The sequence below is a fragment of the Paracidovorax citrulli genome, from assembly GCF_900100305.1.
Taxonomy (GTDB): Bacteria; Pseudomonadota; Gammaproteobacteria; order Burkholderiales; family Burkholderiaceae_C; genus Paracidovorax; species Paracidovorax citrulli.
Window position 1 is genome coordinate 29,339 of record NZ_FNEY01000020.1, and the last position, 26,128, is coordinate 55,466.

Genomic DNA, 26,128 nt, shown 5'->3' on the forward strand with positions numbered 1-26,128 from the left:
CAGCCGCCATGAAACCCACCCGTCCCCTCTGGAAGTACCGCCTGGCCATCGCGTCGCGCGTGCTGGCTGCCACGGTCGGCGGCTATGCGCTCGCGGCCGCCGCAACGGCGGCCGGCGCCCTGGCCCTCGCGCCGGCGATGCCGCGCGTGGAGGCAGTGCTGGCCGCGACGATGTTCTCGTGGCTGGTGTATGCCGGCGCGGTGGCCTGGGCGTTCTATGCGCGCACCGCATGGTCGGCCTGGGCCGGGGCGGGCGTGCCCGCGCTGCTGCTGGGCGCCTGCGTGGTCGCTCCGCGCCTGTGGGGAGGCGCGGCATGACGGCTGCAGCGAACGACACCGCGCGCGCCGCCGCCGCGCCCGGGCGCGAGGGGTTCCGGCAGGCGATGTCCTGGGTCCACACCTGGGCGGGCCTGGTGCTGGGGTGGCTGCTGTTTGCCATCTTCGCCACCGGCACGCTGAGCTTTTTCAAGAGCGAATTCAATCTCTGGATGCGCCCGGAAATGCACGGGCTGGCAGCCCCGAGCCCCGACGTGGCGGGCCGGGCGCAGGCCGCACTGCACCGCCACGCGCCGGGCGTGACGCAGTGGTTCATGCGCCTGCCGGACGAGCGCCTGCCCGCCGTGACGGTGCTCTGGCGCGACAGTGCCAACGGCCGCTTCCAGACCCTGCTCATGGACCCGGCCACGGGCGAGTCGATCGGCACGCGCGAGACCATGGGCGGCGAATTCTTCTACCGCTTCCACTTCGAGCTGCGCACGGCGCACCAGAGCCGCTGGGCGCTGCAGGGGCGCTGGATCGTGGGGGTGGCGACGCTGCTGATGTTCATCGCGCTGCTCACGGGCGTGGTCACGCACCGGCGCATCTTCAAGGATTTCTTCACCTTCCGGCCCACCAAGGGCGGCCAGCGCGCCTGGCTGGACGCGCACAACGTCTCCGGCGTGCTGGCGCTGCCGTTCTACCTCGTCATCACCTTCAGCGGGCTGATGATCTTCCACACGCTCTACATGCCCGCCGGCATCGCGGCCGCCTACGCGACGCCCGAGGGCCCCGATTCGCAGGCCTATTTCGCGGAGATGCAGGGCGACGAGCCGGGCGCACGCAGCGCGCGGCGGGTCCGCGGGACGGCGGAAGCGGCCGCGCCCCTGCCGGCGCTGGACCTGGCCACGATGGTGGCGGGAGCCCACCGCACCTGGGGCGATGCCCGCATCGGCAACATTTCGGCGCGCCGCGACGCGGACGGCACGGTGGTGGAGGTCACGCGGCACGATGGCGACCGGCTGCAGTACGGCCCCGCGCGGCTGCGCTTCGATGGTGCCACGGCGCGGCAGCTCGCGCTGATCGATCCGCAGACGCCCGCGATCAAGACCTACCGCGTGCTCTACGGGCTGCACCTCGCCCGCTTCGCGGGACCGGGCATGCGCTGGGCGCTGTTCGGCTTCGGCGTGCTGGGCAGCCTGATGATCGCTTCCGGGCTGGTGCTCTGGTCGGTGAAGCGGCGCGCGCAGGCGCAGCGCAAGCCGGGCGATGCCGGCCTGCCCTTCGGCGAGCGGCTGGTGGCCAGCCTGAACGTGGGCCTGATGGGGGGGCTGCCCCTGGCGGTCGCCGCGTTCCTGGCGGCCAACCGGCTGCTGCCCCTGTCCACGACCGGGCGCGCCGACGCGGAACTCGCGTGGTTCTTCGGCACCTGGGGCGCGGGCCTGGCCGTCGGCCTGCTGCGGCCCGACCGGCGCGGCTGGGCACTGCTGCTGGGCGCCGCGGGCGCGCTGTTCGCGGCGCTGCCGGTGATCAACGCGGCCACCACCTCGGCGCATCTGGGCACCACGCTGCCCGCGGGCGAATGGGCCTGGGCCGGCATGGACCTGTCGTTCCTGGCCGCCGGGCTGGTGTTCGGCGCCCTGGCCCGCCACCTGCTGCGGCGCCGCGCGGCCGCCGCGCCGAAGGCGGCGCGCGCCGCCGCGCAGCCAAGGGCACCGTCCGGCACCACGCCCGCGCCAGGAGCCTGACCGCCATGCTCGAACTGCTGCTGTGTTTCGCCGGCTGGGCCGGCATCGCGCTGGGCATGGACCGGCACCACGAGGACGCCTGGGGGCGCGAAGGCGCCCCGGCGCGGCTGCGTGCCCTGCGCCGGGGCGGATGGGCCGTGCTGGGCCTGTCGCTGGTTCTGGCCGTGGCATGGCCGCGCATGGCCAGCGTGCCGCTGTCGGTCACCTGGTGGGCCGTGGCGCTGTCCGTGTCGGCGCTGGGCGCCACTGCAGCGGCCACCTGGTGGCCGCGGCGCCTGCCCCGGCTCTGGGCCGCGGCCCTGGCGCTGGCAGTGCTGTGGGCGGCACTGACGGCCGCCCTGGGGCCGCACGCCACGGGCTGACCGGCCCCGGCCGCCACGGTCCGGCCGCAGTCCCCGCCTCGCCGCAAGACCCCGCTGCCGGGGGCGCCTCCGGCGCGCCGCCGCATTGTTTTTCCATCGACTCTTCCACCTTTTCAAGGAGCCAACCGATGCCATCGTCCTTCCGCCCCTGGGCCACCGCCCTCTTCGCCGCCTGCGCCGCCTGCGCCGCCGCAGGTGCCCAGGCCCACCAGGTGTGGCTCGAAGCCGGCAACGGCCAGGCACGGCTGCAGTTCGGCGAATATGCCGACAACCTGCTCGAGAAATCGCCGGGCGCGCTGGACAAGTTCCAGGGCATTCCGGTGCTGCAGGCCCATGCGCCGGGTGCGGCTTCGGCCACGCCCGTGGAAGGCCGGCGCACCGCCACGGCCTTCGCCTACGCATTGCCCGGCGCCGCCGAGACGCTGTTCGCGGAAGCCCCCTACCCGGTGATCGACCGCAGCAAGGGCGGCAAGCCCGCGCTGCTCTGGCGCCCCGCCGCGCGCTGGGTCGCGGACCTGTCCCGCCCCGTCGCGGCCACGGCGCCGCTGGACGTGGTGCCTACGGGCCGCGCGGGCGAACTGCGCGTGGTGTTCAACGGCCAGCCGCTGCCCAAGGCCCAGGTGACGCTGGCCGCGCCCTCCGGCTGGGCCCGCGAGGCCGTGACCGGAGCGGACGGCACGGTGCGGTTCGCCCTGCCGTGGAAAGGCCAGTACGTGGCCGAGGTGAAGCACTCCGATGCGGCGGCCGGCGAGCGCAATGGCGAGAAGTACGGCGAGACGGCCTACCTCACCACGCTCACCTTCGCCCAGGCCGAGGGCATGGAATCTCCCGCCCTGCCGGCCGCCCCGGCGCGCTGACCTCCTGCCGCGCCGCGCGCCACGCCACCCGGCGCGCGCGGCCCCGTTTCCGCCATTCCTCCCGCACGCCGCCCCGGCGGCGCGGTCGATCCATTTCCTGCCAGCCATGACGCAATCCCTCGACCTTCTCCCCTCTCCCCACCGGCGCGCTTCCCGCCCCGCCGCCGCCCCGCGCACGCTCGTCCGGTCCCTGTCCGCGGCCGCCGCCACGCTCTGCACCCTGGGCGCCGCAACCGCCGCGCATGCACAGCAGGCCGCCGCCACCGGCGGCGCTCCGGCCGCGGAAGCCACGCTCGCCCCGGTGACGGTGAGCGCCGACGGCCAGCAGGAAAACCCCGTGAACCCCGTCGCAGGCTTCGTGGCCCGCCGCGCGCTGTCGGCCACCAAGACCGATACCCCGCTGATCGAAACGCCCCAGGCCATCAGCGTCGTCACGCGCGACCAGATGGAGGCGCAGGGCGCGCAGACGCTGCGCCAGACCACGGCCTACACCGCCGGCATGGTGTCCAACTACTTCGACAGCCGCGTGGACAGCTTCAAGGCCCGCGGCGGCGACGTGACGCAGTACCTGGACGGTCTGCTGCGCATCTACGGCACCTACAACAACATCAAGGCCGATCCCTACCTGCTCGAACGCGTGGAATTCCTGCGCGGGCCGTCGTCCGTGCTCTACGGCCAGGGCAGCGTGGGCGGCGTGCTCAACCTCACGAGCAAGCGCCCCCAGGCCGAGCCGCTGCGCGAGGTGCAGGTGCAGCTGGGCAACTACGCCCGCAAGCAGATCACGGCCGACCTGACCGGCCCGCTCACGCAGGATGGGCAATGGCTCTACCGCCTGGTGGCCGTGGGCCGCGACAGCGATTCCCAGGTGGACCACGTGGGCGACGACCGCCAGGTGTTCGCCCCCACGCTGACCTGGAAACCCAGCGCCGCCACGTCGCTGACGCTGCAGTTCACGCACCAGAAGGACAGGAGCGGCTCGCTGATCGGCTTCTTCCCGTGGCAGGGCACGCAACTGCCCAGCCCGCATGGCCAGATCCCGACCTCGGCGTTCATCAGCGAGCCCGGCTGGGACGCCTACGACAGCGAGAACAATTCCTGGGGCTACCTCTTCAGCCATCAGCTGAACGGCGCCTGGACGCTGCGGCAGAACCTGCGCCGCACGGTGAGCGACGTCGATTACCGCAGCATGTACACGAGCTTCACGGCCAACCGCGCCACGGGCCGGCCGGCGCGCCCGGTGTTCGAGGCGGACAACCGCACGCTGCTGCGCGATGCCTCCTGGCAGCGCAACGCCAGCCGCCTGCTGATGGTCGATACGCAGCTCGAAGGCAGGCTGCGCGCCGGAGCCACCGAACACACGCTGCTGTTCGGCATGGACGCGCAGCGCAACACCACCAGCCAGTCCTCGTGGCTCAAGACCGTGAGCGGCATCGATGTCTATGCACCGGTGTACGGCAACTTCACGCCGCCGTCCGAATCGGACCTGGCACGCCAGCCCGGCGTGCGGCAGCGGCAGATGGGCTTTTACGCACAGGACCAGATCCGCTGGAACCGCTGGACGGCCACGCTCGGCCTGCGCCACGACCGCGCCAGGACCGACACCGAAGGTCGCCCCGCGGCGGCCGTGGACGACAGCGCCTGGACCAAGCGGCTGGGCGCAACCTACCAGATGGATGGCGGCTGGGCGCCCTACCTGAGCTATTCGGAGTCGTTCCAGCCCCTGGGCGGGGTGGACTTCTACGGCACGCCGTTCAAGCCCCAGCGCGGCCAGCAGTGGGAAGCCGGCGTGAAATGGCAGCCCGAGGGCCGCGGCATCTCGGCGTATGCGGCCATCTACCAGGTGCGCGAGAAGAACCGCAAGACCACCGACCCCGCCAACCCGCGCAACAACCTGCAGATCGGCGAAACCAAGGCCCGCGGCCTGGAGGCCGAACTCACGGCCAGCATCGCGCGCAGCTGGGACGCCACGCTGGCCTACGCCTACACCGACACCGAGATCTCGCGCAGCAACGCGGGGGACCAGGGGCAGCCGGTGGCCGGCGTGCCGAAGCACACGGCCTCCGCCTGGCTGTCGCACCGCTTCGGCACGGGTGGCCGCGGGCAGTGGACGGTGGGCGGCGGGCTGCGCTACACGGGCTCGCAGTGGACCGGCACGACCGCCATCACCACGCCGTCCTCCACCATCGCCGATGCCATGGTGGCGTACGACGCGGGCGACTGGCGGCTGGCCTTCAACGTGGTGAACCTGGCGGACAAGGTGCAGGTCACGCAGTGCCTGGCGCGCGGCGACTGCTTCTACGGCCAGCGGCGCACCTACATGCTGACCTCGACCTACCGCTTCTGACGGAACTTCCCCGGGGCACGCCCCGCGGGAGGACTCACTCGGGCAGCAGCCAGTTGCCCAGTTCCTCGGCCTGCTCCATGCACTGCTCCTGCAGCACGGCGCCGTAGGGCCAGCCGCCCACGAACAGCAGCGGCGGTATCTCGGCACAGGGAACGCGCCCTTCCCCCTCGCGCCAGCCCTCGACGAAGGCTTCGTTCAGCGCCCGGATGTCGGCCCGGGCTTTCACCGACACATCGAACACGTGGCGCCGGAAAGCGGCCCAGGCCCGGTCTTCCGGCGCGGGGCGGGTGGACGGGGACTGCGGCTGCGCCGACGGGTTGCCCGGCGCATTGCCGTCCCACGCATCCGGCCGCCATCCGGCGCCGGACCCCGGGGACGCTCCCGGGAGGCGTGACGGCGGCACGCCCTCTTCGCCATACCGCGCGGATTCGTCGTCCGTCTCGCAGACGCTGTCCAGGATGCGGCCGACCTGCACGCCGAAGGCGGCCGTGGCGGTGTCGAAGGCCAGCACGCGCAAGGCATCGCCCGGCGAGCTGGCCATGACGCAGATGTCGAAGATCCGGGACTGGCCATCGCACAGGACCTCCACCATGTCGCTCATCACGCGCACCAGCAACCGGCCTCCCGAGCGGATGGTGACGGACACCTGCTCGTCCGACCGCTCCTCCAGGTGGGCCGCCAGCGATTCCGCCCATTTGCGCGAAGCATCGTCGGAGAAATCGCTGCCCGCCAGGGAGCGGCCGTCGTCCTTCCAGCGGATGTATTCCAGCGCCGCCTGAACCGGGGTGTTCTGCGGCCCGGAGGGGTCGCAGAGGAACATGGTCGAGATGAGCGGGTAGTAGTAGCCGTCGCGCACCTGGACCAGGGCGTCCAGCACGCCCGGATCGCGCCAGTCGATGGACAGCGACAGGGTACGCGCCGCATCGCCGAGTATCGCCTCCGGATCCCGGAGACAATCGTCGAAGAAGCGCCCGCAGGTATAGTCGAGCCGGATACGGCCGCGCAGGGCCATGGCGGCGCGGTGCACGGTGCGGACCAGCGGCACGGCGAGTTGGCTGCCCTCGTCATCCCTCCCGCCGGCCGGACCCGCACCGGGCGCGAAACCCTGCCCCTGCGCGGCCTCCCGGCCATCGAAGACATGCACGTCCAGGAACGCGCCCAGGCGACGCGCCCGCTGCATGAGGTGGTATGCGGACGCAAGGCCCAGGGCCCCGCCTCCGACGATGGCCACGTGCAGCACATCGTCTGCGTCGCCATGGTTTGACATGTTCTCCCGCCTGAATTCTGGTTGACAGTGGCCCAATGTGCACGACCGGCCGCCGGTCTTCAAGTTATTGTCTCGCTCTGCCCCGGAAATCCGGAGGACGGAACGCTTTTCGCAGGCACCGTCGCCGGATCGCTCCAGCCTCCCCCATGTGACAAAGCCCCCGGGATGGGTGTCCGCGGGGGCTGTCCGGGACGAGGCGCCCCGGGACCGGTGGGCGGTCCGGTCACACGTTGGTGATGGAGACCGCGCGCGTGTTCAGGTGCGCCTCGATCGCCTCCGGGCCCCCTTCGGAGCCGTAGCCGGAGTCCTTCAGGCCGCCGAACGGCAGCTCGGCGGACGGGGATGCGGGCTGGTTGATCCACAGCATGCCCACTTCGAGCCGCTGCGACAGCAGGTGGGCGTGCTTGAGGGAGCGCGTGAAGGCATAGCCGGCCAGGCCGTAGGGCAGCCGGTTGGCCTCGGCGATGGCGTCCTCGATCTTCTCGAAGCCGCGCACCGCAGCCACCGGGCCGAAGGGCTCCTCGTTGAAGATGCGCGCGGACACGGGCACGTCGTCCAGCACCGTCGGCTGGAAGAAATTGCCGTCGCCGCCGATGCGCTCGCCGCCGGCCGCCACCTGGGCGCCGTGCTGCACGGCATCCTGCATCAGCTCGGCCATGGCCGTGATGCGGCGCGGATTGGCCAGCGGGCCCATCTGGGTGCCGTCGGCCAGGCCGTCGCCCACCTTCAGGCCCTGGGCGTGGCGCGCCAGCGCGGCCACGAAATCCTTGCGGATGCTCTCGTGCACCAGGAAGCGGGTGGGCGAGATGCAGACCTGGCCCGCATTGCGGAACTTCGCACCGCCGGCGGCCTTGATGGCCAGTTCCACGTCGGCGTCGTCCGCGACGATCACCGGGGCGTGGCCGCCCAGTTCCATGGTCACGCGCTTCATGTGCTGACCGGCCAGCGCTGCCAGCTGCTTGCCCACGGGGGTCGAGCCGGTGAACGTGACCTTGCGGATGACCGGGTGCGGGATGAGGTAGCTGGAAATCTCGGCCGGGTTGCCGTACACCAGGCCCACGGTGCCGGCCGGCACGCCGGCATCGGCGAATGCGCGGATCAGTTCGGCGGGGCTGGCGGGCGTTTCCTCGGGCGCCTTCACGAGGATGGAGCAGCCGGAAGCGAGCGCGGCGGCCAGCTTGCGCACCACCTGGTTGATCGGGAAATTCCAGGGCGTGAACGCGGCCACGGGGCCGACGGGGTCCTTCAGGACGAGCTGACGCACGGCGAGGCTGCCACGGGCGGGAACGATGCGGCCGTAGATGCGCTGGCCCTCGTCGGCGAACCACTCGATGATGTCGGCGGCTGCCATGGCCTCGATCTTCGCCTCGGCCAGCGGCTTGCCCTGCTCCTGGGTGAGGATGCGGGCGATGGCTTCGGCGCGCTCGCGCATGAGGGCAGCCGCGCGGCGCATGGTGCGGGCGCGCTCCACGGCGGGGATGTCGCGCCAGACCTCGAAGCCCTTCTGGGCCGCTTCCAGGGCGCGGTCCAGGTCGGCACGGCCGGCATGGGCCACGCGGCCGATTTCCTTGCCCGTGGCCGGGTTGTGCACGGCGATGGTCCTGCCATCGGCGGCGTCCTGCCACTCACCGGCAATGAAAAGGCGTGTGCTCGGATACGTCATGCGTGTGCTCCTGCGATAGCTGATTGGGAACGGGGAATGGCGAAGGGGAAAACGGCCGCTCGCGCCACGGGGTGGCGGGCGGCGACCCCATATCCTAGCCGGGACCTATGGCACGGTCCGGCTCCAAACAGGAGCACTATAGGCCGGATGGCGCCGCGGCGCCCCGGCGGCGGCGCTTTGCTACCCCGATTTACCCAAGTTGCGGGATTTTTCACCATTTCCGGCCACCGGGCGGTCCGTTTCCCGCGCAGTCGTGCCGCTGTCGCCCCAGCCGCCGCCCAGCGCGCGGATCAGCCCGACGGTGGCCGTGTACTGCGCGGTGCGCACCTGCAGGGCCTGCCGACGGTTGCGCAACTCGCTGCGGCGGGCGTCGAGCAGCTCCAGCTGGCTCACCATGCCGTTGCGGTAGCGCGAATCCGACAGTTGCGTGGCACGGGCCGCGGACTGCACGGCACGGCCCTGGGCCTCGGCCTGCCCTGCCAGCAGGCGCAGCGCGCTGAGCTGGTCCTCGACCTCGCGGAAGGCGGTGAGCACCTGGCCGCGGTGGGCTGCCAGCGCGCCCTCCAGCCGGGCGCGGGCGCCGTCTTCCTGCGCCTGGCGCTGGCCGCCGTCGAAGAGCGGCAGCGACAGCAGCGCACCGATGCCCCAGGAGCGGGCCGACCACTTGAACAGGTCGCCCAGTTCCGGCGAGGCATAGCCGCCGTTGCCCGTGAGCGTGACGGCCGGGAACCACGCGGCCTGGGCCACGCCCACGCGGGCCTGCGCCGCCAGCACGGCCGCCTGCGCCGCCGAGACGTCCGGACGGCGCGCCAGCACCGTGCCCGGCACGCCGGCGGGAATGACGGGCAGCGCCGCTTCGCCGGCCGCGGGGGGCACGGTGAAGCCGGTGGCCACCTCGCCGACCAGCAGGGCCAGCGCATGGGTCAGCACGGCCTGCTGGCGCTCCAGCGCGAGGGCATCGGATTCGGTGGCGGCCACCTCGGCCTGCACGCGCGCCACATCCAGCTCGGCCACGTCGCCGGCCCGGTAGCGGCGCTCGGTCAGGCGCAGGGTGTCGCGGTAGGCGGCCAGCCCCTCCTGCACCAGGGCCTGCTCGGCCTGCACCGAGCGCAGTTGCAGGTAGGCCTGGGCGGTGTCGGCCTGCGCCATCAGGCGTGTGCTCTGGAGCAGTGCCTCGCGCGAGCGGGCATCGAGCCGCGCGGCCTCGCTGGCCTGCGACAGGCGGCCGAACAGGTCCAGCTCATAGGACACGTTCAGCCCCGCCGTGGCCAGCGTGGCCGGCACCGGACCGCCCGTGGCCGTGTTGGCGCCGGCCTGCCGCGCCACGCCGGCGGAGGCACCCAGTTGCGGCGCGCGGCTGGCATCGGCGGAGCGCAGCAGCGCCCGCGCTTCGGCCAGCCGGGCGGCGGCCTCCTGCACGCTGGTGTTGCCGCTGCCGGCGCGCTGCACCAGATCGTCCAGCACCGGGTCGCGGAAGCCCAGCCACCACGTGCCGCGGGGCTGCGCCTCGGCGGGCGGCGCCGTGGTCCACGAGGGGGCGCCGGCCGCTTCGCTGAACGTGGCCGGCACGGCCACGCCGGCATGCTCCGGCACCGCCGGAGCGCTCATGCATCCGGCCAGCGCCAGGGCCGCGGCCAGCGGCGCCAGCCGGGAAAGGGAATACCAGTGGGGAAACATCGTCATGGCAAAGCTCCGTCTCATTCGTGCCGGCCGCGCGGTGCGGCGATCACAGGCTGGGCCGAGGCCCCATGGCCCGGCGCGCCCCGCTCGGCGTCGGTGATCGGCGCCACGTGGCTGCCGTGCTGCTGCAGTGGCCGGTTGCCCGCCAGGCGGCGCAGGACCACGTAGAAGACCGGCGTGAGGAACAGGCCGAAAGCCGTGACGCCGATCATTCCGGCGAACACCGCCACGCCCATGGCACTGCGCATCTCCGAGCCGGCGCCGGTGGACAGCACCAGGGGCAGCACACCCATCACGAAGGCCAGCGAGGTCATCAGGATGGGGCGCAGCCGCAGGCGGCTGGCCTCGATGGCGGCCTGCACGGGCGTGCGGCCGGCGAACTCCAGCTCGCGGGCGAACTCCACGATCAGGATGGCGTTCTTGGCCGACAGCCCCACCAGCACGATCAGCCCGATCTGGGTGAACACGTTGTTGTCGCCGCGGGTGAGCCACACGCCGGCCATGGCGGCCATCAGACCCATGGGCACGATCAGGATGATGGCGATGGGCAGCGTCAGGCTCTCGTACTGCGCGGCCAGCACCAGGAACACCAGCAAAATGGCCAGCGGGAACACCAGCACGGCGGAATTGCCGGCCAGGATCTCCTGGTAGGTGAGTTCGGTCCACTCGAAGGAGATGCCCGGCGGCAGCGTCTCGGCGGCGATGCGCTCGACGGCGGCCTGCGCCTGGCCCGACGAGAAGCCGGGCGCGGGCCCGCCGTTCACGTCGGCCGAGAGGAAACCGTTGTAGCGCATGGCGCGCTCGGGGCCGAAGCTGTTCTCGATCTTCATCAGCGCCGACAGCGGCACCATCTCTCCGGTGGTGGAGCGCACCTTGAGCAGGCCCACGTCCTCCGCCCGCGCCCGGTAGGGCGCATCGGCCTGCACGCGCACGCTGTAGGTGCGGCCGAACTGGTTGAAGTCGTTGGCGTACAGGCTGCCCAGGTAGATCTGCAGGGTCTCGAAGATGTCGGTCACCGGAACGCCGAGCTGGCGGGCCTTGGTGCGGTCGATGTCGGCGTACAGCTGCGGCACGTTGACCTGCCAGCTGGTGAACAGCCCCGCCAGCTCCGGCGTCTGGTAGGCCTTGGCCATGAAGGCCTTCACGGCCGCGTCCATGGCGCCATAGCCCAGGGAGGCTCGGTCCTCGATCTGCAGCTTGAAGCCGCCCGTCGTGCCCAGCCCCGCCACCGGCGGCGGCGGGAACATGGCGATGAACGCATCCTGGATGCTGCCGAAGGCCTGGTTGAGCTGGCCCGCGACGGCGCCGCCGCTCTGGTCGGCGCGCCTGCGCTCGGCGAAGGGCTTGAGCGTGACGAACACGATGCCCGCGTTGGAGCTGTTGGTGAAGCCGTTGATCGACAGGCCCGGGAAGGCGATGGCGTCTTCCACGTTGGGGTTCTTCTTCACGATCTTGCCCATGCGGCGGATGACGTCTTCCGTGCGGTCCAGCGTGGCGCCGTCGGGCAGTTGCGCGAAGCCCACCAGGTACTGCTTGTCCTGCGCGGGAACGAAGCCGCCGGGCACCGCCTTGAAGAGGCCCCAGGTCGCGCCGACCAGCACTAGGTAGATGGCCAGCATCAGCGCCTTGCGGCCGATCACGCGGCGCACGCCGCCGCTGTAGGCCTCGGAGCCGCGGTGGAACACGCGGTTGAAGCGCCGGAAGAAACCGCCCAGCACCCGGTCCATGCCACGGGTGAGCGCATCCTTGGGCTCGTGGTGGCCCTTCAGGAGCAACGCGCTGAGCGCGGGCGACAGCGTGAGCGAGTTGATCGCCGAGATCACCGTGGAGATGGCGATGGTCACCGCGAACTGGCGGTAGAACTGCCCCGTGAGCCCGCTGATGAAGGCCAGCGGCACGAACACGGCCACCAGCACCAGCGCGATGGCGATGATGGGCCCGCTCACCTCGCGCATGGCGCGGTAGGTGGCCTCGCGTGGAGTGAGGCCCGCCTCGATGTTGCGCTCGACGTTCTCCACCACCACGATGGCGTCGTCCACCACGATGCCGATGGCCAGCACCAGCCCGAAGAGCGACAGCGCGTTGATCGAGAAGCCCAGCAGATGCAGCACCGCGAACGTGCCCACCACCGACACCGGCACGGCCAGCAGCGGGATGATGGAGGCGCGCCAGGTCTGCAGGAAGAGGATGACCACGATCACCACCAGCGCGATGGCCTCCAGCAAGGTCTGGATGACCGATTGGATGGAGGCGCGCACGAACTGCGTGGGGTCGTAGGCGATGCGGAACTCCACGCCCTCGGGCATGTGCTTCTGCAGTTCGGCCATGGTGGCGCGCACGTTGGCCGAGATGTCGAGCGCGTTGGAGCCGGGCGCCTGGAAAACGCCCATGCCCACGGCCGGGTCGTTGTTGAGCAGCGAGCGCAGCGAGTAGTCGGCCGCGCCCAGCTCCAGCCGGGCCACGTCGCGCAGGCGCGTCACGGCCCCGTCGGCGCCGGTCTTGACGATGATGTCGCCGAACTCTTCCACCGTGGCCAGGCGGCCCCGGGCGTTGATCGACAGCTGCATGTCCACGCCCGGCAGGCCGGGTGACTGTCCCACCACGCCCGCGGCGGCCTGCACGTTCTGCCCGCGGATGGCGGCCACCACGTCGCCCGCGGAAAGGCCGCGCTGCGCCACCTTCTGCGGGTCCAGCCAGGCGCGCATGGAGTAATCGCCGCCGCCGAAGATCTGCACCTGCCCGACGCCGGGGATGCGGGCGAGCCGGTCCTTGACATTGAGCACGGCGTAGTTGCGCAGGTAGTCGATGTCGTAGCGGCCGTTGGGCGAGACCATGTGCACGACCATGGTCAGGTCGGGCGCGCTCTTGACCGTGGTGACGCCCAGGCGGCGCACCTCCTCGGGCAGGCGCGGCTCGGCCTGCGAGACGCGGTTCTGCACGAGCTGCTGCGCCTTGTCCGGGTCGGTGCCCAGCGCGAAGGTCACGGTGAGCGTCATCACGCCGTCGGTCGTGGCCTGGCTGCCCATGTAGAGCATGCCTTCCACGCCGTTGATGGATTCCTCCAGCGGCGTGGCCACGGTCTCGGCGATCACCTTGGGATTGGCGCCGGGGTAGGTGGCGCGCACCACGACGGAGGGCGGCGCCACCTCGGGGTACTCCGAGATCGGCAGCGCCCGCAGGGCGATCAGCCCCGCCAGGAAGATGAGCACCGACAGCACCCCCGCGAAGATGGGGCGGTCGATGAAGAAACGGGAGAGGTTCATGGTGTCGTTCTCTGCTCTCTGAAGCCCGGCGCTCAGGCTGCGGGCTGGCGGGCGGCGGCACGCGCCTGCGCGCCCTCGCCGCCCAGTTCGGACTTGGCGGTCATGGGCACGTCCTGCGGTGCGACCACGGCGCCGGGGCGCACGCGCTGCAGGCCGTTGACGACGATGCGCTCGCCCGCCTTCAGGCCCGAGGTGACGACGCGCAGGCCATCGACCGGCGCGCCCAGCTGCACCTCGCGGTATTCGGCCTTGTTGCCCTCGCCCACCACCATCACGAACTTCTTGCTCTGGTCCGTGCCCACGGCACGCTCGTTGATCAGCACGGCCGGGGTGCTCTTCGCCCGGCCCACGCGGATGCGGGCGAACTGGCCCGGCATGAGCGCGCCGTCGGCGTTGTCGAAAACGGCGCGCACGCGCACGGTGCCGCTCCTCGCATCCACCTGGTTGTCGATGAGCTGCAGATGGCCCGCATACGGCGTGCCGCCGGCCGTGCCCGTGCCCATCTGCACGGGAATGCGCTCGATGAGGGCGCGGGCGCTCTGGCCGGAGCGCAGGCCCTCCAGCGCGCGTGCCACGATCTGCTCGTCGGTATCGAAGCTCGCGTAGATCGGGCTCACCGACACCAGCGTGGTCAGCACCGGCGCACCGGCCCCGGAACCCACCAGGTTGCCCACGGTGACCTCGATGCGGCCCACGCGGCCCGCGACCGGCGCGCGCACCTGGGTGTAGCCCAGGTTCAGCCGGGCCGTCTGCAGCGCGGCCTGGGCGGCGCGCAGGTTGGCCTCTGCTTCGCGCTGCGCATTCACGCGCTCGTCGCGCTCGCGCTGGGCGATGGCGTGCTCTTCCCACAGGCGCGTGGCGCGCTCCATTTCGCTGCGGGTATAGGTCAGGCGCGCCTGGGCGGCCACCACCTGGGCGTCGGCCCGGTCCACCTCCGCGGCGTAGGGCGCGGGGTCCACGGTGAAGAGCAGGTCGCCCTGCTTCACCAGCGCGCCTTCGCGGAAGTGCACGGCCTGCACGGCGCCGGCCACGCGCGGGCGGATGTCCACGCGCTGCACGGCCTCCAGCCGGCCGGAGAACTCGTCCCACAGCGCGACGTCCTGCTGCACCACGGCCGCGACGGACACCGGCACGGCCGGGGGCGCGGCGTCGGCGGCCGGCGCCTCGGCGTGCGAGGCGGACAGCCCGAACAGGGCTCCGCCGCCGGCCGCGATGGCGGCTGCGGCGCCGGCGGCGGTCCACCAGCGGCGCGCGGGCGAGAAGAGGGAAACGGGTTGGGATGACGGCATGGCAGATCCTTCGGTATGTCTGAAAACGGTGGTATCGCAAGCAAAAAAGCGGGGCCGGCACCGGCCAGGCAAAGCCTTCCCCCTCCGGCCCGCGGTCCGGAAAAAATGCATCGGAGGGAAAGGCCGCGCCCCTGCACGGATACGGCAACGGAGCCGGATTCTCAAACCTCAACCATTGTTGAGGTCAATACCTTCCGTGGTGACGGAAGGAGCGTTCTTCGAAAGAGGGGTTTCAGCGCGGTGCCGGACATCGCCCGGCATCCAGGAAGCTCCGGAACCGCTCGCGCGCCTCGTCCGCGCACGGACAGGCCTGTGTGCCGGGCTCCAGCAGCGCATCGGGCCATCGCTCGGCCTTGCGCAGCACGTGCAGTTCCACCGGCAGGCCGGCGGCCTTCAGCCGTGCCGCATAGGCCAGCGTCTCGTCGTGCATGGGGTCGGTGTCGCCGACCAGCAGCAGCGTGGGCGGCAGGCCCGCCAGCCGCTGCGCGGTGCCGGGCACCGCATACGGGTGCTCCGCGTCGCGCGCGCAGCGCAGGAACTTTTCCCACCCCAGCGCCCAGCGGCAGGCCTCCGCGCCCTCGGTGGCGGCCCGCAGCGACGGCGTGCCGACGCAGGGGTCGAGCATGGGCGACACGAGGATCTGCCCCGCCAGCGGCGGGTGGGACTGGTCGCGCGCCATGAGGCACACGCCCGCCGCCAGGTTGCCGCCGGCCTCCTCCCCGGCCACATAGACCGGCGCGCCCGTGCCGGCCAGCCGCGTGCGGTAGCGGTAGGCCCACTGCAGCACGGCATAGCCCGTCTCCAGCGGCTGCGGGAACGGATGCTCGGGGGCCAGCGGGTAGGCCACCGACACCACCAGCGCCCCGGCTTCCTGCAGCAGCCCGGCGATGGTGCAGCCGCTGTCCAGGTCGCCGGACACGAAGGCGCCGCCATGGAAATGCACGACCAGCGGCGACGTCTCGCCGGTTTTCCTGCGGCCGTACATGCGCACGGCGACGTCCTGCCCCGGCGCCACCGCAATGGTGGACTCGGAGCGGGCGCCGGCGGGCGTGGAGCGGGAAGCGGAGGTGGTAGGCATGGGCGGTGTGGCCGGAAACGATCCGGTGCTGCAAATGTAGGGGGCCGGACCGCGACGATAAACCAGCCGATGCGGGCCGCACTGTTTCCAAAGTCCGAACAATCGGGCACCGCGGCGCGTGTGAGAATTCGCCGGCCCGAGAAGAGGCACCGAGGAAGGAACGCCATGGACCAGATCCAGGCCATGCGCATCTACGCGCGGGTGGTGGAAGCCGGCACGTTCACGCGCGCCGCGGACTCCCTGCAACTGCCCAAAGCCACCGTCACCAAGCATATCCAGGCGCTGGAAGCGCGCCTGCGCGTGCGGCTGCTCAACCGCACCACGCGGCGGGTGACCGTCACGCCCGACGGAGCGGCCTACTACGACCGGGCCGTGCGCCTGCTGGCCGACTTCGACGACATCGAGGCGAGCATGACCCACGCGCGTGCCACGCCCAGCGGCCGCCTCCGCGTGGACGTCGGCACCGCCATGGCGAGGCTGCTCATCATTCCCCACCTGGAGGAATTCCACGCGCGCTATCCCGACATCCAGCTCGACCTGGGCGTGAGCGACCGCATCGTGGACCTGATCGGCGACAACGTGGACTGCGTGATCCGCGGCGGCGAACTCACCGACCAGTCGCTGGTGGCGCGCCGCATCGGTCTGCTGGAGTTCATCACCGTGGCCTCGCCCGCGTATCTGGAACGCCACGGCACGCCGGCCCAGCCGCTGGACCTCGAGAACGGACACCGCAGCGTCATCTATTTTTCGCCGCGCACCTCGCGCCGCTATCCGCTGGAGTTCCACCGTGACGGCGAGGTGATCGAGATCGGCGGCCCCTCGCAGTTGGCGGTGAACGAAAGCAATGCCTACCTGGCCGCGCTGCTCGCCGGCCGCGGCGTGGGGCAGGTGACCACCCTGCAGGCGCAGGGCCACCTGGAGCGGGGGGACCTGGTGAGGCTGCTGCCCGAGTGGTCGCATCCGCTGCTGCCCGTCTATGTGGTGTATCCGCCCAACCGCCACCTGAGCGCCCGCGTGCGCGCCTTCGTGGACTGGGCCGCCGAACTGTTCGCGCGGGAGCGGTACCTGCAGGGCTGAACCCGCGATCGCAGGCCAGCCCGATATGCTCGGCGCCATGACCGCAGACTCCCCCGACCTCCCCGGCTCCCCCGGCCGCCCGTCCTCGCCTCCGGAGGCGAACCACGCGCCCGCCCCGTCCGCCCCACCCCAGCCCCGCAACCCGCTGCACGGCATCACGCTGGAGGCCATCGTGGTGGCCCTGCAGCAGGAATACGGCTGGAAGGGCCTGGCGGAGCGCGTTCCCGTGCGCTGTTTCCAGAGCGAGCCCAGCGTGTCGTCCAGCCTGAAATTCCTGCGCAAGACGCCCTGGGCGCGCGAGAAGGTGGAAAGCCTCTACCTCTTCATGCTGCGGGACCGCAGGCGTGGCCATCCGCCCGGGAAAGGCCGCTGAACCCTGGCAGCCTGGCGGCCAGGCCCCTGCCGAGCCCCGGGCGGCACGCCGCAGGCCTCAGGGCAATGTCAGGTACCGGACCGCCGCCAGCAGCGTGATGGCGAGAATGACGAGGAATTCCAGGCGACTGGGCTTTTCCCGCAGCAGCAGGGAGGACAGCGCCATGGCCATCAATCCCGTCGTATTCAGGATGGGCCATGCCACGGCGGAGGCGGCACTGGTGATGGCGTAGATGAAAGTCACCTGGGTGGCCACCGTGAGCAGGGCCCGCACGCCGAACAGCACACCCATCGATTGCCGGAGCCCCGACGGGGCCCGCGCACTCTCCAGGAAGAGCAGGGGCAGCGAAGACCACAGCGCACGCCACACCATCACGGCCACCGCGAATGCCAGCAGGTTTCCGGAGGCCCGGGTGGAAGGGCCCTCCCCTGCCGAGAACAGCCATGGAGACAGGGTCGCCTGCAGCGTCAATGCCGCACAGACGATCGCCGCGCTCGCGATGAACCCCTGCCGCCTCTCGACGGCGCCGTGCCGCCAGAGCAGAGGCACGCAGGCCACGGTGGTCGCCACGGCGAAGGCATAGGTTTCGGCGCTCCATTCCCCGGTGAGCCACAGGATACCCAAGGGAATGAACAGGTCGGACAATTTGCCGGACACGGTCACCTGGTTCACGGTCAGTGCACGGAACGCATGGGAGTAGGCATACGCGACGAGCTGGGCCAGCCCGCTGAAGGCGACCGCCTTCCAGTCCAGCAGCCAGCCGAGCGGCGCCTCCCAGGAACGCAGGTACGCCGCTGCCGCGCACAGGAACAGGAGCGCGGGCAATGCGTTGTTGAGGAAATTGACCCGGACGATCGACAGGCCCTTGCGTCCGATCTGCTGCCGGTCTATCAGGTTCAGGACGGCCCTGCACAGGGCGGAGGCCCACGCCACCGCCATGACCTCCTGCGCGGAAAAGTTGTTCAATGGACCATGCCCTGTCGAGAAAAGCGCGTGATCCACAGCTCGGAAATGAATCTCTTCGCATCGTCGCCCAGTTCCACCACCCGGTCCCGGGGGGCGTCGCCGATCCTGGAGAGCGCGAAGAGCAGCTCGGCCTGCACGAGGTCGATGAAGGGCCCGACCACGCCTCCGTGCATGAAATTGGCCGACTTGCCCTCGTTGCAGAGGAAGAACTGGTTGCCCTGCGCGTTCACCTGCAGCACGTGCCTGTGCCCGCCGGGGCTCGCGCTGGCGATCATGTCCTGGTGGTTCTCGATCTCGTCGTCGGCCGACGTGGCGGTGAAGATGTAGGCATCGCGCCGGATGGCGCCCAGGTCGGACGTTCCGATGGACCGGTTGCCGGTCGCGCAGAAAATGAGTTCCGCCGTCCTCAAAAGTTCGTGCTTCGGCCCGGTGTGGTAGCCGTGCGCCAGGGCCAGCACCTGGCGGATCGGGTTCGTGTCGTACACGTCGACGCGAACGCCTTTGGCATGCAGGTGCCGGGCAATGCTCGATCCGATCTTCCCGTAGCCCAGTACCAGCGCCCTGCGGCCGGTCAGGATGTTCCCCAGTTCCCGCAGCAGGGCCTCGGCGGAAAACGTGATGGCCTGGCCGACCAGGAAATCCTCCGGCTCCTTGAGCTTGCTCCTGGCCACGGACATGACGGGACAGGGAAACATGGCGCCCCCGCCCGCCCGGATGCTGCGCAGTGCGGCGTCGTACTTCTGGTGTCCGTTCTCGGTGTCCTCGACGATGCCCACCAGTTGCGAGGGAAATGCCTTTTTCAGGGCGGCCAGGATGCTCGAGAAATAGCCCCCGGTATCGATGGCCGCGAAAGGCTCCTCCCCGATCAGGCTGCGCAGGTGCGCAATGAAGCCGAGCGCGTTCTGCTGGATCCTGTCCCGCGTGTAGTGGATCACCGGTACATGCTCCTCGATCACGCGGCAGGTGGGCTCGTGCAGGGAACTGGGCTTGGGAATGACCGCCGCCAGGGGCAGGCGTTCGTGGATGCCGAGGACGAAATTCTCGCTCCCGGGAACGATGTGGGTCACGAGGACCAGCTTGCCCGCCCGCCTGGGAACGCTGCTGTCCAGAACCGCCTGGAAGAATGCTTTGGAATCCATGGCGGATCAGGCGGCCAGGCCGTGGCGGGCAATCTTCTGGCCAAACCTTCGCCGGACACCGCGGAAATCTCCGTCCACTGGCATGGGTGATTTTCCGCGCCGCGGAGAATGGGTTTCGACTCATCCCTCACCAGCAGGTAACGGAAATCGAAATGCATGTGGGCCGGCTCTCCCTTGGCGGGATTTTCGGGAATGGCATGGATGTCGATGTCCAGCGGGATTCCCGCCTTGAGATGCCATGGATGGGGAAAGGTGGCGATGCCCGTTTCTTCCTGGACTTCCCGGATGGCGGCATCGAGAGGCGCCTCGGAGGATTCGACATGGCCGCCGGGCTGGAGCCATCGCTTCAGGTAGGGATGGAACACGAGCAGCACGGTGTCGCGCGAGAGGACGATGCCGCTGGCGGTCACGTGGCCAGGCCATGTCCTGCGCCGGGTGATGTCCCCTCCCTTGTGCAATTGCTCCGTCAGCGGTACCAGCGCACCGGATTCCGACGGATATTCCCGGAGATATTCATCGACGATACACCCCAGATCCGAAGGCACGCCATGGCGCTCATCGTTTTCCAGCCTCTCGTTCATTGGCAGATCAGTTCCAGAATTTGAGCAGCCCTGGAATCTAGCAGGCCGCGGCGCAGGGGCAGCCGATCGCCATTCATATTCCCGGTAAACAAAATTTATGAATATGCCCTTTCGTGGCGGCAGTGCCTGCGGAGAGGACCGAGGCATGCAGCGCCATCACCTCCGGCTCCGCCATCCGGGCCATTCGCGCCGCGGCAGCGGCATTCCGTCGCGTTCTCCTGGCCCGCGCGAAGGCGGCCGCGCACAGTGAAGGCATGGAGAGCACGTCGCATTCTCCGCAGGAGCCCGGAACCATGGCACATCATCCCTTTTGTCTTCCCGCGCGCACGCTGCTGCGCGCAGCCGCCTTCTGCGCCGGCACCCTGCTGGCCGCCACGTCCGCCACCGCGCAGACGGCCGCCCCGGCGCCCCAAGGCGTGGGTACCGCAGCCCGGCCGGGCACGGGCGCATCGGACAAGCAGCACGGCCGCACGCGTGCCGACGTGATCGCGGAACTGGCGTGCGCCCAGGCGTCCGGCGAACTGGAATCCATGGCGCTGCAGGGCTACGGCGTCGAAGGCCGCCCCATCGACCGCAGCGTTCCCGAATGCGCGCAGCAGCGCGTGCTCGCCTCGGGAGACACGGCGCAGCCCCGCTGACCCGCCCCGCCCCCGGGGAGAGCGTCGCGCGGGCCGGCCCGGCGGGCGGACTCAGGCCGGAACGGGCACCAGGAAATCCCGGCTGATGCCCGCGCCCAGGTCGTTCACGCGGTCCAGGAACTGCGTGAGGTAGGCATGCAGCCCGGTGGCCAGGATCTCGTCGATGCGGCCGTAGCGCAAGTCGGCCAGCAGGCGCCCGGCCTTGCGCTGCGTCTCCGCCGACTGGTCGTTGGCGACCACGGCGAGGTTGTCCGCCACCTCGCGCAGGCTGGCGTGCAGCGAGCGCGGCATGTCGGCCCGCAGCATGAGCAGGTCGGCCACGCGCTCGGGCGTGATCACGTCGCGGTACACCTTGCGGTACACCTCGAACGCCGACACGCTGCGCAGGATCGCGCTCCAGTGGTAGAAGTCGAACTCCTGCGGCGCTGCCCGGCCGCGCTCGCGCATCGCCGAGCCGTGGAAGTCGCTCTGCACGGCATGGAATTTCACGTCCAGCAGCCGTGCCGTGTTGTCGGCCCGCTCCAGGAAGGTGCCCAGGCGCAGGAAGTGGAAGGCCTCGTCCTGCAGCATGGTGCCCAGCGTCACGCCCCGCGAGAGGTGCGAGCGGTACTTCACCCATTCGAAGAACGCCCCCGGGTCGCGCTCGAAATCCCGGCCCTGCAGCTGCCGGTGCAGCTCCAGCCAGGTCTGGTTCTGCGTCTCCCATATCTCGGTGGTCAGCGCGCCGCGCACCGCGCGCGCGTTCTCGCGGGCCGCGCGCAGGCAGGAGAGGATGGACGACGGGTTGTCGCCGTCGCGCACCATGAACTCCAGCACGCCCTCGCGCGTGACCTCGCCATGGCGCGCGGTATAGGCCGGGATCAGCTCGCTGATCGACAGCAGCCCCAGCCAGCTCTCCTGCGCCACGTCGGCCGATTGCGGCAGCAGCGAGGTCTCGTAGCTGACGTTCAGCATGCGGGCGGTGTTCTCGGCCCGCTCAGTGTAGCGGGACATCCAGAACAGATGATCGGCAGTACGGCTCAGCATCTCACTTCCCTCCCATCGACTGCGACATGGCCATGGCGCCCGGGGCGCCCAGGGTCTGGGTCATGGCACCCATGGACTGCGACAGGCCCGCGGCGGGCGTGCCGTTGGCGTCGCCGTCGCCCAGCACCCAGGTGTCCTTGGTGCCGCCGCCCTGCGATGAATTGACGACCAGCGAACCCTCCTTCAGCGCCACGCGCGTGAGACCGCCGGCCACCATCTGCACCTTCTGGCCAGAGAGCACGAAGGGCCGCAGGTCGATGTGGCGCGGGGCGATGCCCGATTCCACGTAGGTGGGGCAGCTCGAGAGCGACAGCGTGGGCTGCGCGATGTAGCCGGCCGGGTTCGCCAGCAGCGCGCCGCGGAACTCCTCGATTTCCGCCTTGGTCGCGGCCGGGCCGATCAGCATGCCGTAGCCGCCCGCGCCGTGCACTTCCTTCACCACCAGCTCGTGCAGGTGGTCCAGCACGTACCGCAGGTCGTCCTGCTTGCGGCACATCCAGGTGGGCACGTTCGCCAGGATGGGCTCTTCGCCCAGGTAGAAGCGGATCATCTCCGGCACGTACGGATAGACGGACTTGTCGTCCGCGATGCCCGTGCCCACGGCATTGCAGATCGCCACGTTGCCCGCGCGGTACGCAGCCATGAGGCCGGCGCAGCCCAGCGTGGACGCAGGACGGAAGACCTGCGGATCGAGGAAGTCGTCGTCCACGCGGCGGTAGATCACATCCACGCGCTGCAGCCCGCGCGTGGTGCGCATGTAGACGAAGTTCTCCTTGACGACCAGGTCCTGCCCCTCGACCAGCTCCACGCCCATCTGCTGCGCGAGGAAGGCATGCTCGAAGTACGCGCTGTTGTACATGCCCGGGGTGAGCACCACCACCGTGGGCTCGGCCGCGCCGGCCGGCGCGCTGGCGCGCAGCGTGTCCAGCAGCAGGTCGGGGTAGTGGGCCACGGGCGCCACGCGGTGGCTGCGGAACAGTTCGGGGAAGAGCCGCATCATCATCTTGCGGTTCTCCAGCATGTACGACACGCCCGAGGGCACGCGCAGGTTGTCCTCCAGCACGTAGTAGATGCCGTTGCCCTGCCCGTCCGGCGCGCGCACGATGTCGATGCCGGCGATGTGGGCGTACACGTCGCACGGCACGTCCACGCCCGCCATCTCGGGGCGGAACTGCGCATTGCCCACGATCAGGTCGGACGGCACGATGCCCGCGCGCAGGATGTCCTGGCCATGGTAGATGTCGTGGATGAAGCGGTTGAGCGCCGTCACCCGCTGCACGAGCCCCTGCTGCATGCGCGCCCATTCGTGGGCGGGAATGATGCGGGGGATCAGGTCGAAGGGGATGAGCCGCTCGGTGCCGGCCCCGTTCTCGTCCTTGGCGCCATAGACCGCGAAGGTGATGCCCACGCGGCGGAAGATCATCTCGGCCTCGGCGCGGCGCGCCTGCATCGCCTCGGCCGGCTGGCGCGACAGCCACTGGCCGTAGCGCTGGTAGTGGGGGCGCACATCGCTGCCATCGAAGGGCAGCATCTCGTACATCTCGTCGAACTTCTGCATCAGTGGTGCCTCCTGCAGCCAGCATAGCAAGTTGCAAGCCTGCCAGGCCGCCGGTCGCGCGCCCCGTGCGCGGGGCTTCGCCGGATTCCGCTGTCAGAAAGGATCCGCCACCTCCACGGCGGCCGCGGCCGCGGCCGAGGCCGCGGAAGGCGGCGCATGGTGCCAGTAGCGCCGCGCGGCTTCGCGCTCGCACCGCCAGCGCAGCGGCCGCGCGGACTGCCAGGACCACGCGCCGCAGGAGGGCGAATCCACCAGCCGCGCCCCGCGCTCCGCATAGCGCGCCAGCACGTCCGGCGCCGGGTGCCCGTAGCGGTTGCGGTGGCCCGCCTGCACCACGGCAGTGCGCGGCCGCACGGCGTCCAGCAGCGCCGGGCCAGAGGACGTTCGGCTGCCGTGGTGGGGCACCAGCAGCACGTCGGCCGGCACCAGCGCGCCCCGCGCGGCCAGGGCGGCCTCTTGCGCCCGGCCGATGTCGCCGGCCAGCAGCGCCGACGCGCCGGGCGCCGAGATGCGCAGCACGCAGCTCACCGCATTGGTCCGGTCTTCACGTCCCGCCGGTGCGCCCGTGTCTGCCCCGCCACCGTCCAGTGCGCCCAGGGGCGGATGCAGCACCTCGAAACGCACCCCGTCCCACGTCCACTGCCGGCCCGCCTCGCAGCGGGTGATGACGCGCGCACCCCGAGCCTCCAGCGGATGGCCGGGCTCCAGCGATCCCCACAGGTCCGCGCCCGGGTGCGCGGCCAGCACCGCCGCCGCACCGCCCGTGTGGTCGGTATCGCGATGGCTGAGCATCACCCGGTCCAGCCGCTCGCCACCCGCGCGCAGCAGCGGCACCAGCACCCGGTCGCCGGCATCGCTCTGCATGCCGTAGCGCGGCCCCGCGTCGTAGAGCAGCGCATGGCCGGCCGTGCGCACCAGCACCGCGCTGCCCTGGCCCACGTCGGGCGCCAGCAGCTCGAACTGGCCCGCCCCGGGCCGCGCCGGATGCCACCACAGCACCGGCAGCAGCAGCGGCAGGCCCATCAGGCGCAGCGCCCAGGGCAGACGCATCACCAGCAGCATGCCGCCCGCCATGCCGGCCACGCCCGCCCACAGCGGCGCCGCCGGCAGCGAAACCGTGGCCCAGGGCCAGGCGGCCAGCCACTGCAACCCTTCCGCGAACGGCCGCAGGCAGGCCGCCGCCGCCGACCACAGCGGCGCCCACAGCACACCCAGCAGCGCCAGCGGCGTGACGACCAGCGTCATCCACGGGATCGCCACCAGGTTCGCCGCGAAGCCCACCACCGATATCTGCCCGAACAGCAGCACCGTGAGCGGCGTCAGCGCCAGCGTCACCACCCCCTGCTCGCGCAACAGGGACAGCACGCGTGCGCGCAGGCGTCCGGCCGCGCGCGCGGCCGGCACCACCTCGGGCGGCGTGGCGGCGTCGGACGCGAACAGCACGCCCACCGCCACGAAGCTGAGCCAGAAGCCCGCCTGCAGCAGCGCCCACGGATCGGCCGCCACCACCGCCGCGCAGGCCAGCAGCCAGACCTGCGGCCAGGGCCAGCGCCGCCCCGAAAGCCGCAGCGCGCCGACCACCGCCAGCATGCACACCGTGCGCTGCGCCGGCACCGCCCAGCCGCTGAACAGCGCATACGCCGCCGCCAGCAGCACCCCGCCCGCCAGCGCCGCCCAGGGCGCCGGCACCGCCAGGCACAGCAGCGCCGAGCGCCGCCACAGCCAGCCCACCACTGCCGCGGCGACCCAGGCGAACAGGGTGATGTGCAGCCCGGAAATGCTCACCAGATGCGCCACGCCCGTCGCGCGGAATACGTCCCAGTCGGCCCGGTCGATCGCACGCTGGTCGCCCGTCACCAGGGCCGCCACCACGCCCGCGGCACGCCGCCGGGCCAGGTCCTGCGGATCGGTGTCCGCCCCGGCCACCTGCGGCGGCGCCAGCCGGGCGAGGATGGCATCGCGCACCCGCTGCCGCGCCTGCTCCACCGGGTGCCGCCACCAGGGCGCTGCCTCCAGCCGCACCGGCCACCCGGCGCGGGCGCCCGCCTGCACGGAACCCGTGGCTTGCACGCCCTGCTCCCACAGCCAGAGCTCGGCATCGAAGCCGCCCGGATTGCGCAGGCCGTGCGGGGCGTTGAGGCGCACCGTCATCTCCCACCGTTCGCCCACGCGGGCGGCCGGCACGGGTGGGGAGACAGGTGCCGGCGAGGACGAAGACGGGGCCAGTGCCGCGTCCGGCATGCCCACGGATGCGGCTGCGGCCCGGGCCTTCGTCCGGGTGCCGTCCGCCTGGCGTGCGAACCAGGGTGCCCCGGAAGACCACGACACATCGACCAGCGGCGGCAGCCGCACGGGCCGGCCGGGCGCATGGCGTGCGCCGGCACCGCCCTCCGCCTCCGGGCGGTCCTTCCGGCCGCCGCGCTGCGGGCGCAGTCCCCCGGAACGCGGCCGGCCGCCACCCTGCTCCGCGAGCCACGCCGACTCCACCTCCAGCCGCAGGCGCACGCCCGCGTCGGTGGGTTGCGGCATCGCCGCCACCACCGCGACGATGCGCAGATCGCGCCCCTCCAGGGCCGGGTCCAGCGCATCCGACAGATAGGCGCCAGCGCGCAGGCCGCAGACCGCGAACGCCGCCAGCGCCATGGCGCAGAAGGCCAGCCATTGCGGTGCGGAAGCCGGCAGTGCATGGGCCGCCGGCCCGCGCCGCCGCCGGCCCAGGCGCCGGGCCAGCACCACCGCGGCCACGCCCGCCAGCAGCAGTGCCGCATACACGCGCGCCGGCCAGAGCGCGGGCTGCATCAGCTGCAGCAACGCACCGGCAATGCTGCCCAGCAGCAGGGCGGGCCAGAGCCAGCCTCCGGCCTCGACGACGGGGCTGGATGGCGGGGCAGGCGCAGAAGGAGGGACGGGCGGCGTGGCGGAGGAAGCGGGCCGGCTCATGGGGCCCTGATGCTAGGGCCGGCAA

At 71.3% G+C, this 26,128-nt stretch carries 20 protein-coding genes; 8 read left to right on the top strand and 12 right to left on the bottom strand.

Annotated features, from left to right (window positions below; all coding sequences use genetic code 11):
- The first annotated feature begins 8 nt into the window (after nt 1-8).
- The 5 genes from BLR99_RS14155 to BLR99_RS14175 all read left to right on the top strand — a co-directional run bounded on the left by BLR99_RS14155 (nt 9) and on the right by BLR99_RS14175 (nt 5,565).
- On the top strand, nt 9-317 hold the full coding sequence (locus BLR99_RS14155) for a hypothetical protein (protein WP_011794514.1): 309 nt from the start codon (nt 9-11) through the stop codon (nt 315-317).
- Nucleotides 314-2,002 (top strand): PepSY-associated TM helix domain-containing protein, encoded by a 1,689-nt coding sequence (locus BLR99_RS14160; protein WP_046060873.1) that lies wholly within the window; start codon nt 314-316, stop codon nt 2,000-2,002. The genes BLR99_RS14155 and BLR99_RS14160 overlap by 4 nt, the downstream gene beginning before the upstream one ends.
- Nucleotides 2,003-2,007: 5 nt before the next feature.
- Nucleotides 2,008-2,364 carry a DUF3325 domain-containing protein gene (locus BLR99_RS14165; RefSeq protein ID WP_011794512.1) on the top strand — a complete coding sequence of 119 codons (357 nt, stop codon included), beginning with the start codon at nt 2,008-2,010 and terminating at the stop codon, nt 2,362-2,364.
- A 128-nt stretch (nt 2,365-2,492) separates the two neighbouring features.
- Nucleotides 2,493-3,221, top strand: coding sequence for a DUF4198 domain-containing protein (locus BLR99_RS14170; RefSeq protein ID WP_011794511.1), 729 nt, complete (start codon nt 2,493-2,495; stop codon nt 3,219-3,221).
- 106 nt (nt 3,222-3,327) lie between these two features.
- A complete protein-coding gene (locus BLR99_RS14175; RefSeq protein WP_011794510.1) occupies nt 3,328-5,565 on the top strand; it encodes a TonB-dependent siderophore receptor in 2,238 nt (745 codons plus the stop codon).
- Between the two features lie 34 nt (nt 5,566-5,599).
- Here the strand turns inward: BLR99_RS14175 and BLR99_RS14180 are convergent, their stop codons facing one another.
- From BLR99_RS14180 to BLR99_RS14205, 6 genes are all read right to left on the bottom strand, one after another.
- The gene (locus tag BLR99_RS14180) at nt 5,600-6,832 is read right to left on the bottom strand and encodes an FAD-dependent oxidoreductase (protein WP_011794509.1); all 1,233 of its coding nucleotides are present in this window, start codon (nt 6,830-6,832) and stop codon (nt 5,600-5,602) included.
- Nucleotides 6,833-7,055: 223 nt separating this feature from the next.
- Complete coding sequence (locus tag BLR99_RS14185) at nt 7,056-8,495, bottom strand: NAD-dependent succinate-semialdehyde dehydrogenase (RefSeq protein ID WP_011794508.1); 1,440 nt, start codon at nt 8,493-8,495, stop codon at nt 7,056-7,058.
- 180 nt (nt 8,496-8,675) lie between these two features.
- The gene (locus BLR99_RS14190) at nt 8,676-10,178 is read right to left on the bottom strand and encodes an efflux transporter outer membrane subunit (RefSeq protein ID WP_011794507.1); all 1,503 of its coding nucleotides are present in this window, start codon (nt 10,176-10,178) and stop codon (nt 8,676-8,678) included.
- 14 nt (nt 10,179-10,192) lie between these two features.
- Nucleotides 10,193-13,438 carry an efflux RND transporter permease subunit gene (locus tag BLR99_RS14195; RefSeq protein ID WP_011794506.1) on the bottom strand — a complete coding sequence of 1,082 codons (3,246 nt, stop codon included), beginning with the start codon at nt 13,436-13,438 and terminating at the stop codon, nt 10,193-10,195.
- Between the two features lie 32 nt (nt 13,439-13,470).
- Nucleotides 13,471-14,727 (bottom strand): efflux RND transporter periplasmic adaptor subunit, encoded by a 1,257-nt coding sequence (locus BLR99_RS14200; protein WP_011794505.1) that lies wholly within the window; start codon nt 14,725-14,727, stop codon nt 13,471-13,473.
- A gap of 232 nt (nt 14,728-14,959) precedes the next feature.
- Complete coding sequence (locus tag BLR99_RS14205; RefSeq protein ID WP_011794504.1) at nt 14,960-15,805, bottom strand: alpha/beta hydrolase; 846 nt, start codon at nt 15,803-15,805, stop codon at nt 14,960-14,962.
- Between the two features lie 165 nt (nt 15,806-15,970).
- Between BLR99_RS14205 and BLR99_RS14210 the strand changes: the two genes are divergently transcribed.
- Nucleotides 15,971-16,882: a LysR family transcriptional regulator gene (locus BLR99_RS14210; protein WP_011794503.1), complete on the top strand. Its 912-nt coding sequence runs from the start codon at nt 15,971-15,973 to the stop codon at nt 16,880-16,882.
- Nucleotides 16,883-16,919: 37 nt separating this feature from the next.
- Nucleotides 16,920-17,255, top strand: a complete 336-nt coding sequence (locus BLR99_RS14215; RefSeq protein WP_011794502.1) for a VF530 family protein — start codon at nt 16,920-16,922, stop codon at nt 17,253-17,255.
- Between the two features lie 57 nt (nt 17,256-17,312).
- Here BLR99_RS14215 and BLR99_RS14220 read toward each other — a convergent pair whose 3' ends face one another.
- Genes BLR99_RS14220 through BLR99_RS14230 form a run of 3 tightly spaced genes read right to left on the bottom strand, consistent with a single transcriptional unit; the run spans nt 17,313 to nt 19,941 of the window.
- On the bottom strand, nt 17,313-18,221 hold the full coding sequence (locus tag BLR99_RS14220; RefSeq protein ID WP_228193869.1) for a hypothetical protein: 909 nt from the start codon (nt 18,219-18,221) through the stop codon (nt 17,313-17,315).
- The gene (locus BLR99_RS14225; protein WP_011794500.1) at nt 18,218-19,360 is read right to left on the bottom strand and encodes an adenosylhomocysteinase; all 1,143 of its coding nucleotides are present in this window, start codon (nt 19,358-19,360) and stop codon (nt 18,218-18,220) included. Before BLR99_RS14225 ends, BLR99_RS14220 begins: the two co-directional genes overlap by 4 nt.
- Entirely contained in the window at nt 19,285-19,941 is a 657-nt protein-coding gene (locus BLR99_RS14230) for an NUDIX hydrolase (protein ID WP_228193870.1), read from the bottom strand. Before BLR99_RS14230 ends, BLR99_RS14225 begins: the two co-directional genes overlap by 76 nt.
- A gap of 293 nt (nt 19,942-20,234) precedes the next feature.
- On the opposite strand from BLR99_RS14230, the gene BLR99_RS14235 reads away from it, so the two are divergent.
- On the top strand, nt 20,235-20,579 hold the full coding sequence (locus BLR99_RS14235; RefSeq protein ID WP_011794498.1) for a DUF4148 domain-containing protein: 345 nt from the start codon (nt 20,235-20,237) through the stop codon (nt 20,577-20,579).
- Nucleotides 20,580-20,630: 51 nt separating this feature from the next.
- Here BLR99_RS14235 and BLR99_RS14240 read toward each other — a convergent pair whose 3' ends face one another.
- The 3 genes from BLR99_RS14240 to BLR99_RS14250 all read right to left on the bottom strand — a co-directional run bounded on the left by BLR99_RS14240 (nt 20,631) and on the right by BLR99_RS14250 (nt 26,103).
- Nucleotides 20,631-21,605 carry an alpha-E domain-containing protein gene (locus BLR99_RS14240; RefSeq protein WP_011794497.1) on the bottom strand — a complete coding sequence of 325 codons (975 nt, stop codon included), beginning with the start codon at nt 21,603-21,605 and terminating at the stop codon, nt 20,631-20,633.
- 1 nt (nt 21,606) lies between these two features.
- Nucleotides 21,607-23,163, bottom strand: a complete 1,557-nt coding sequence (locus BLR99_RS14245; protein WP_017439350.1) for a circularly permuted type 2 ATP-grasp protein — start codon at nt 23,161-23,163, stop codon at nt 21,607-21,609.
- 93 nt (nt 23,164-23,256) lie between these two features.
- Nucleotides 23,257-26,103, bottom strand: a complete 2,847-nt coding sequence (locus BLR99_RS14250; protein WP_082082012.1) for a DNA internalization-related competence protein ComEC/Rec2 — start codon at nt 26,101-26,103, stop codon at nt 23,257-23,259.
- Nucleotides 26,104-26,128 lie beyond the last annotated feature (25 nt).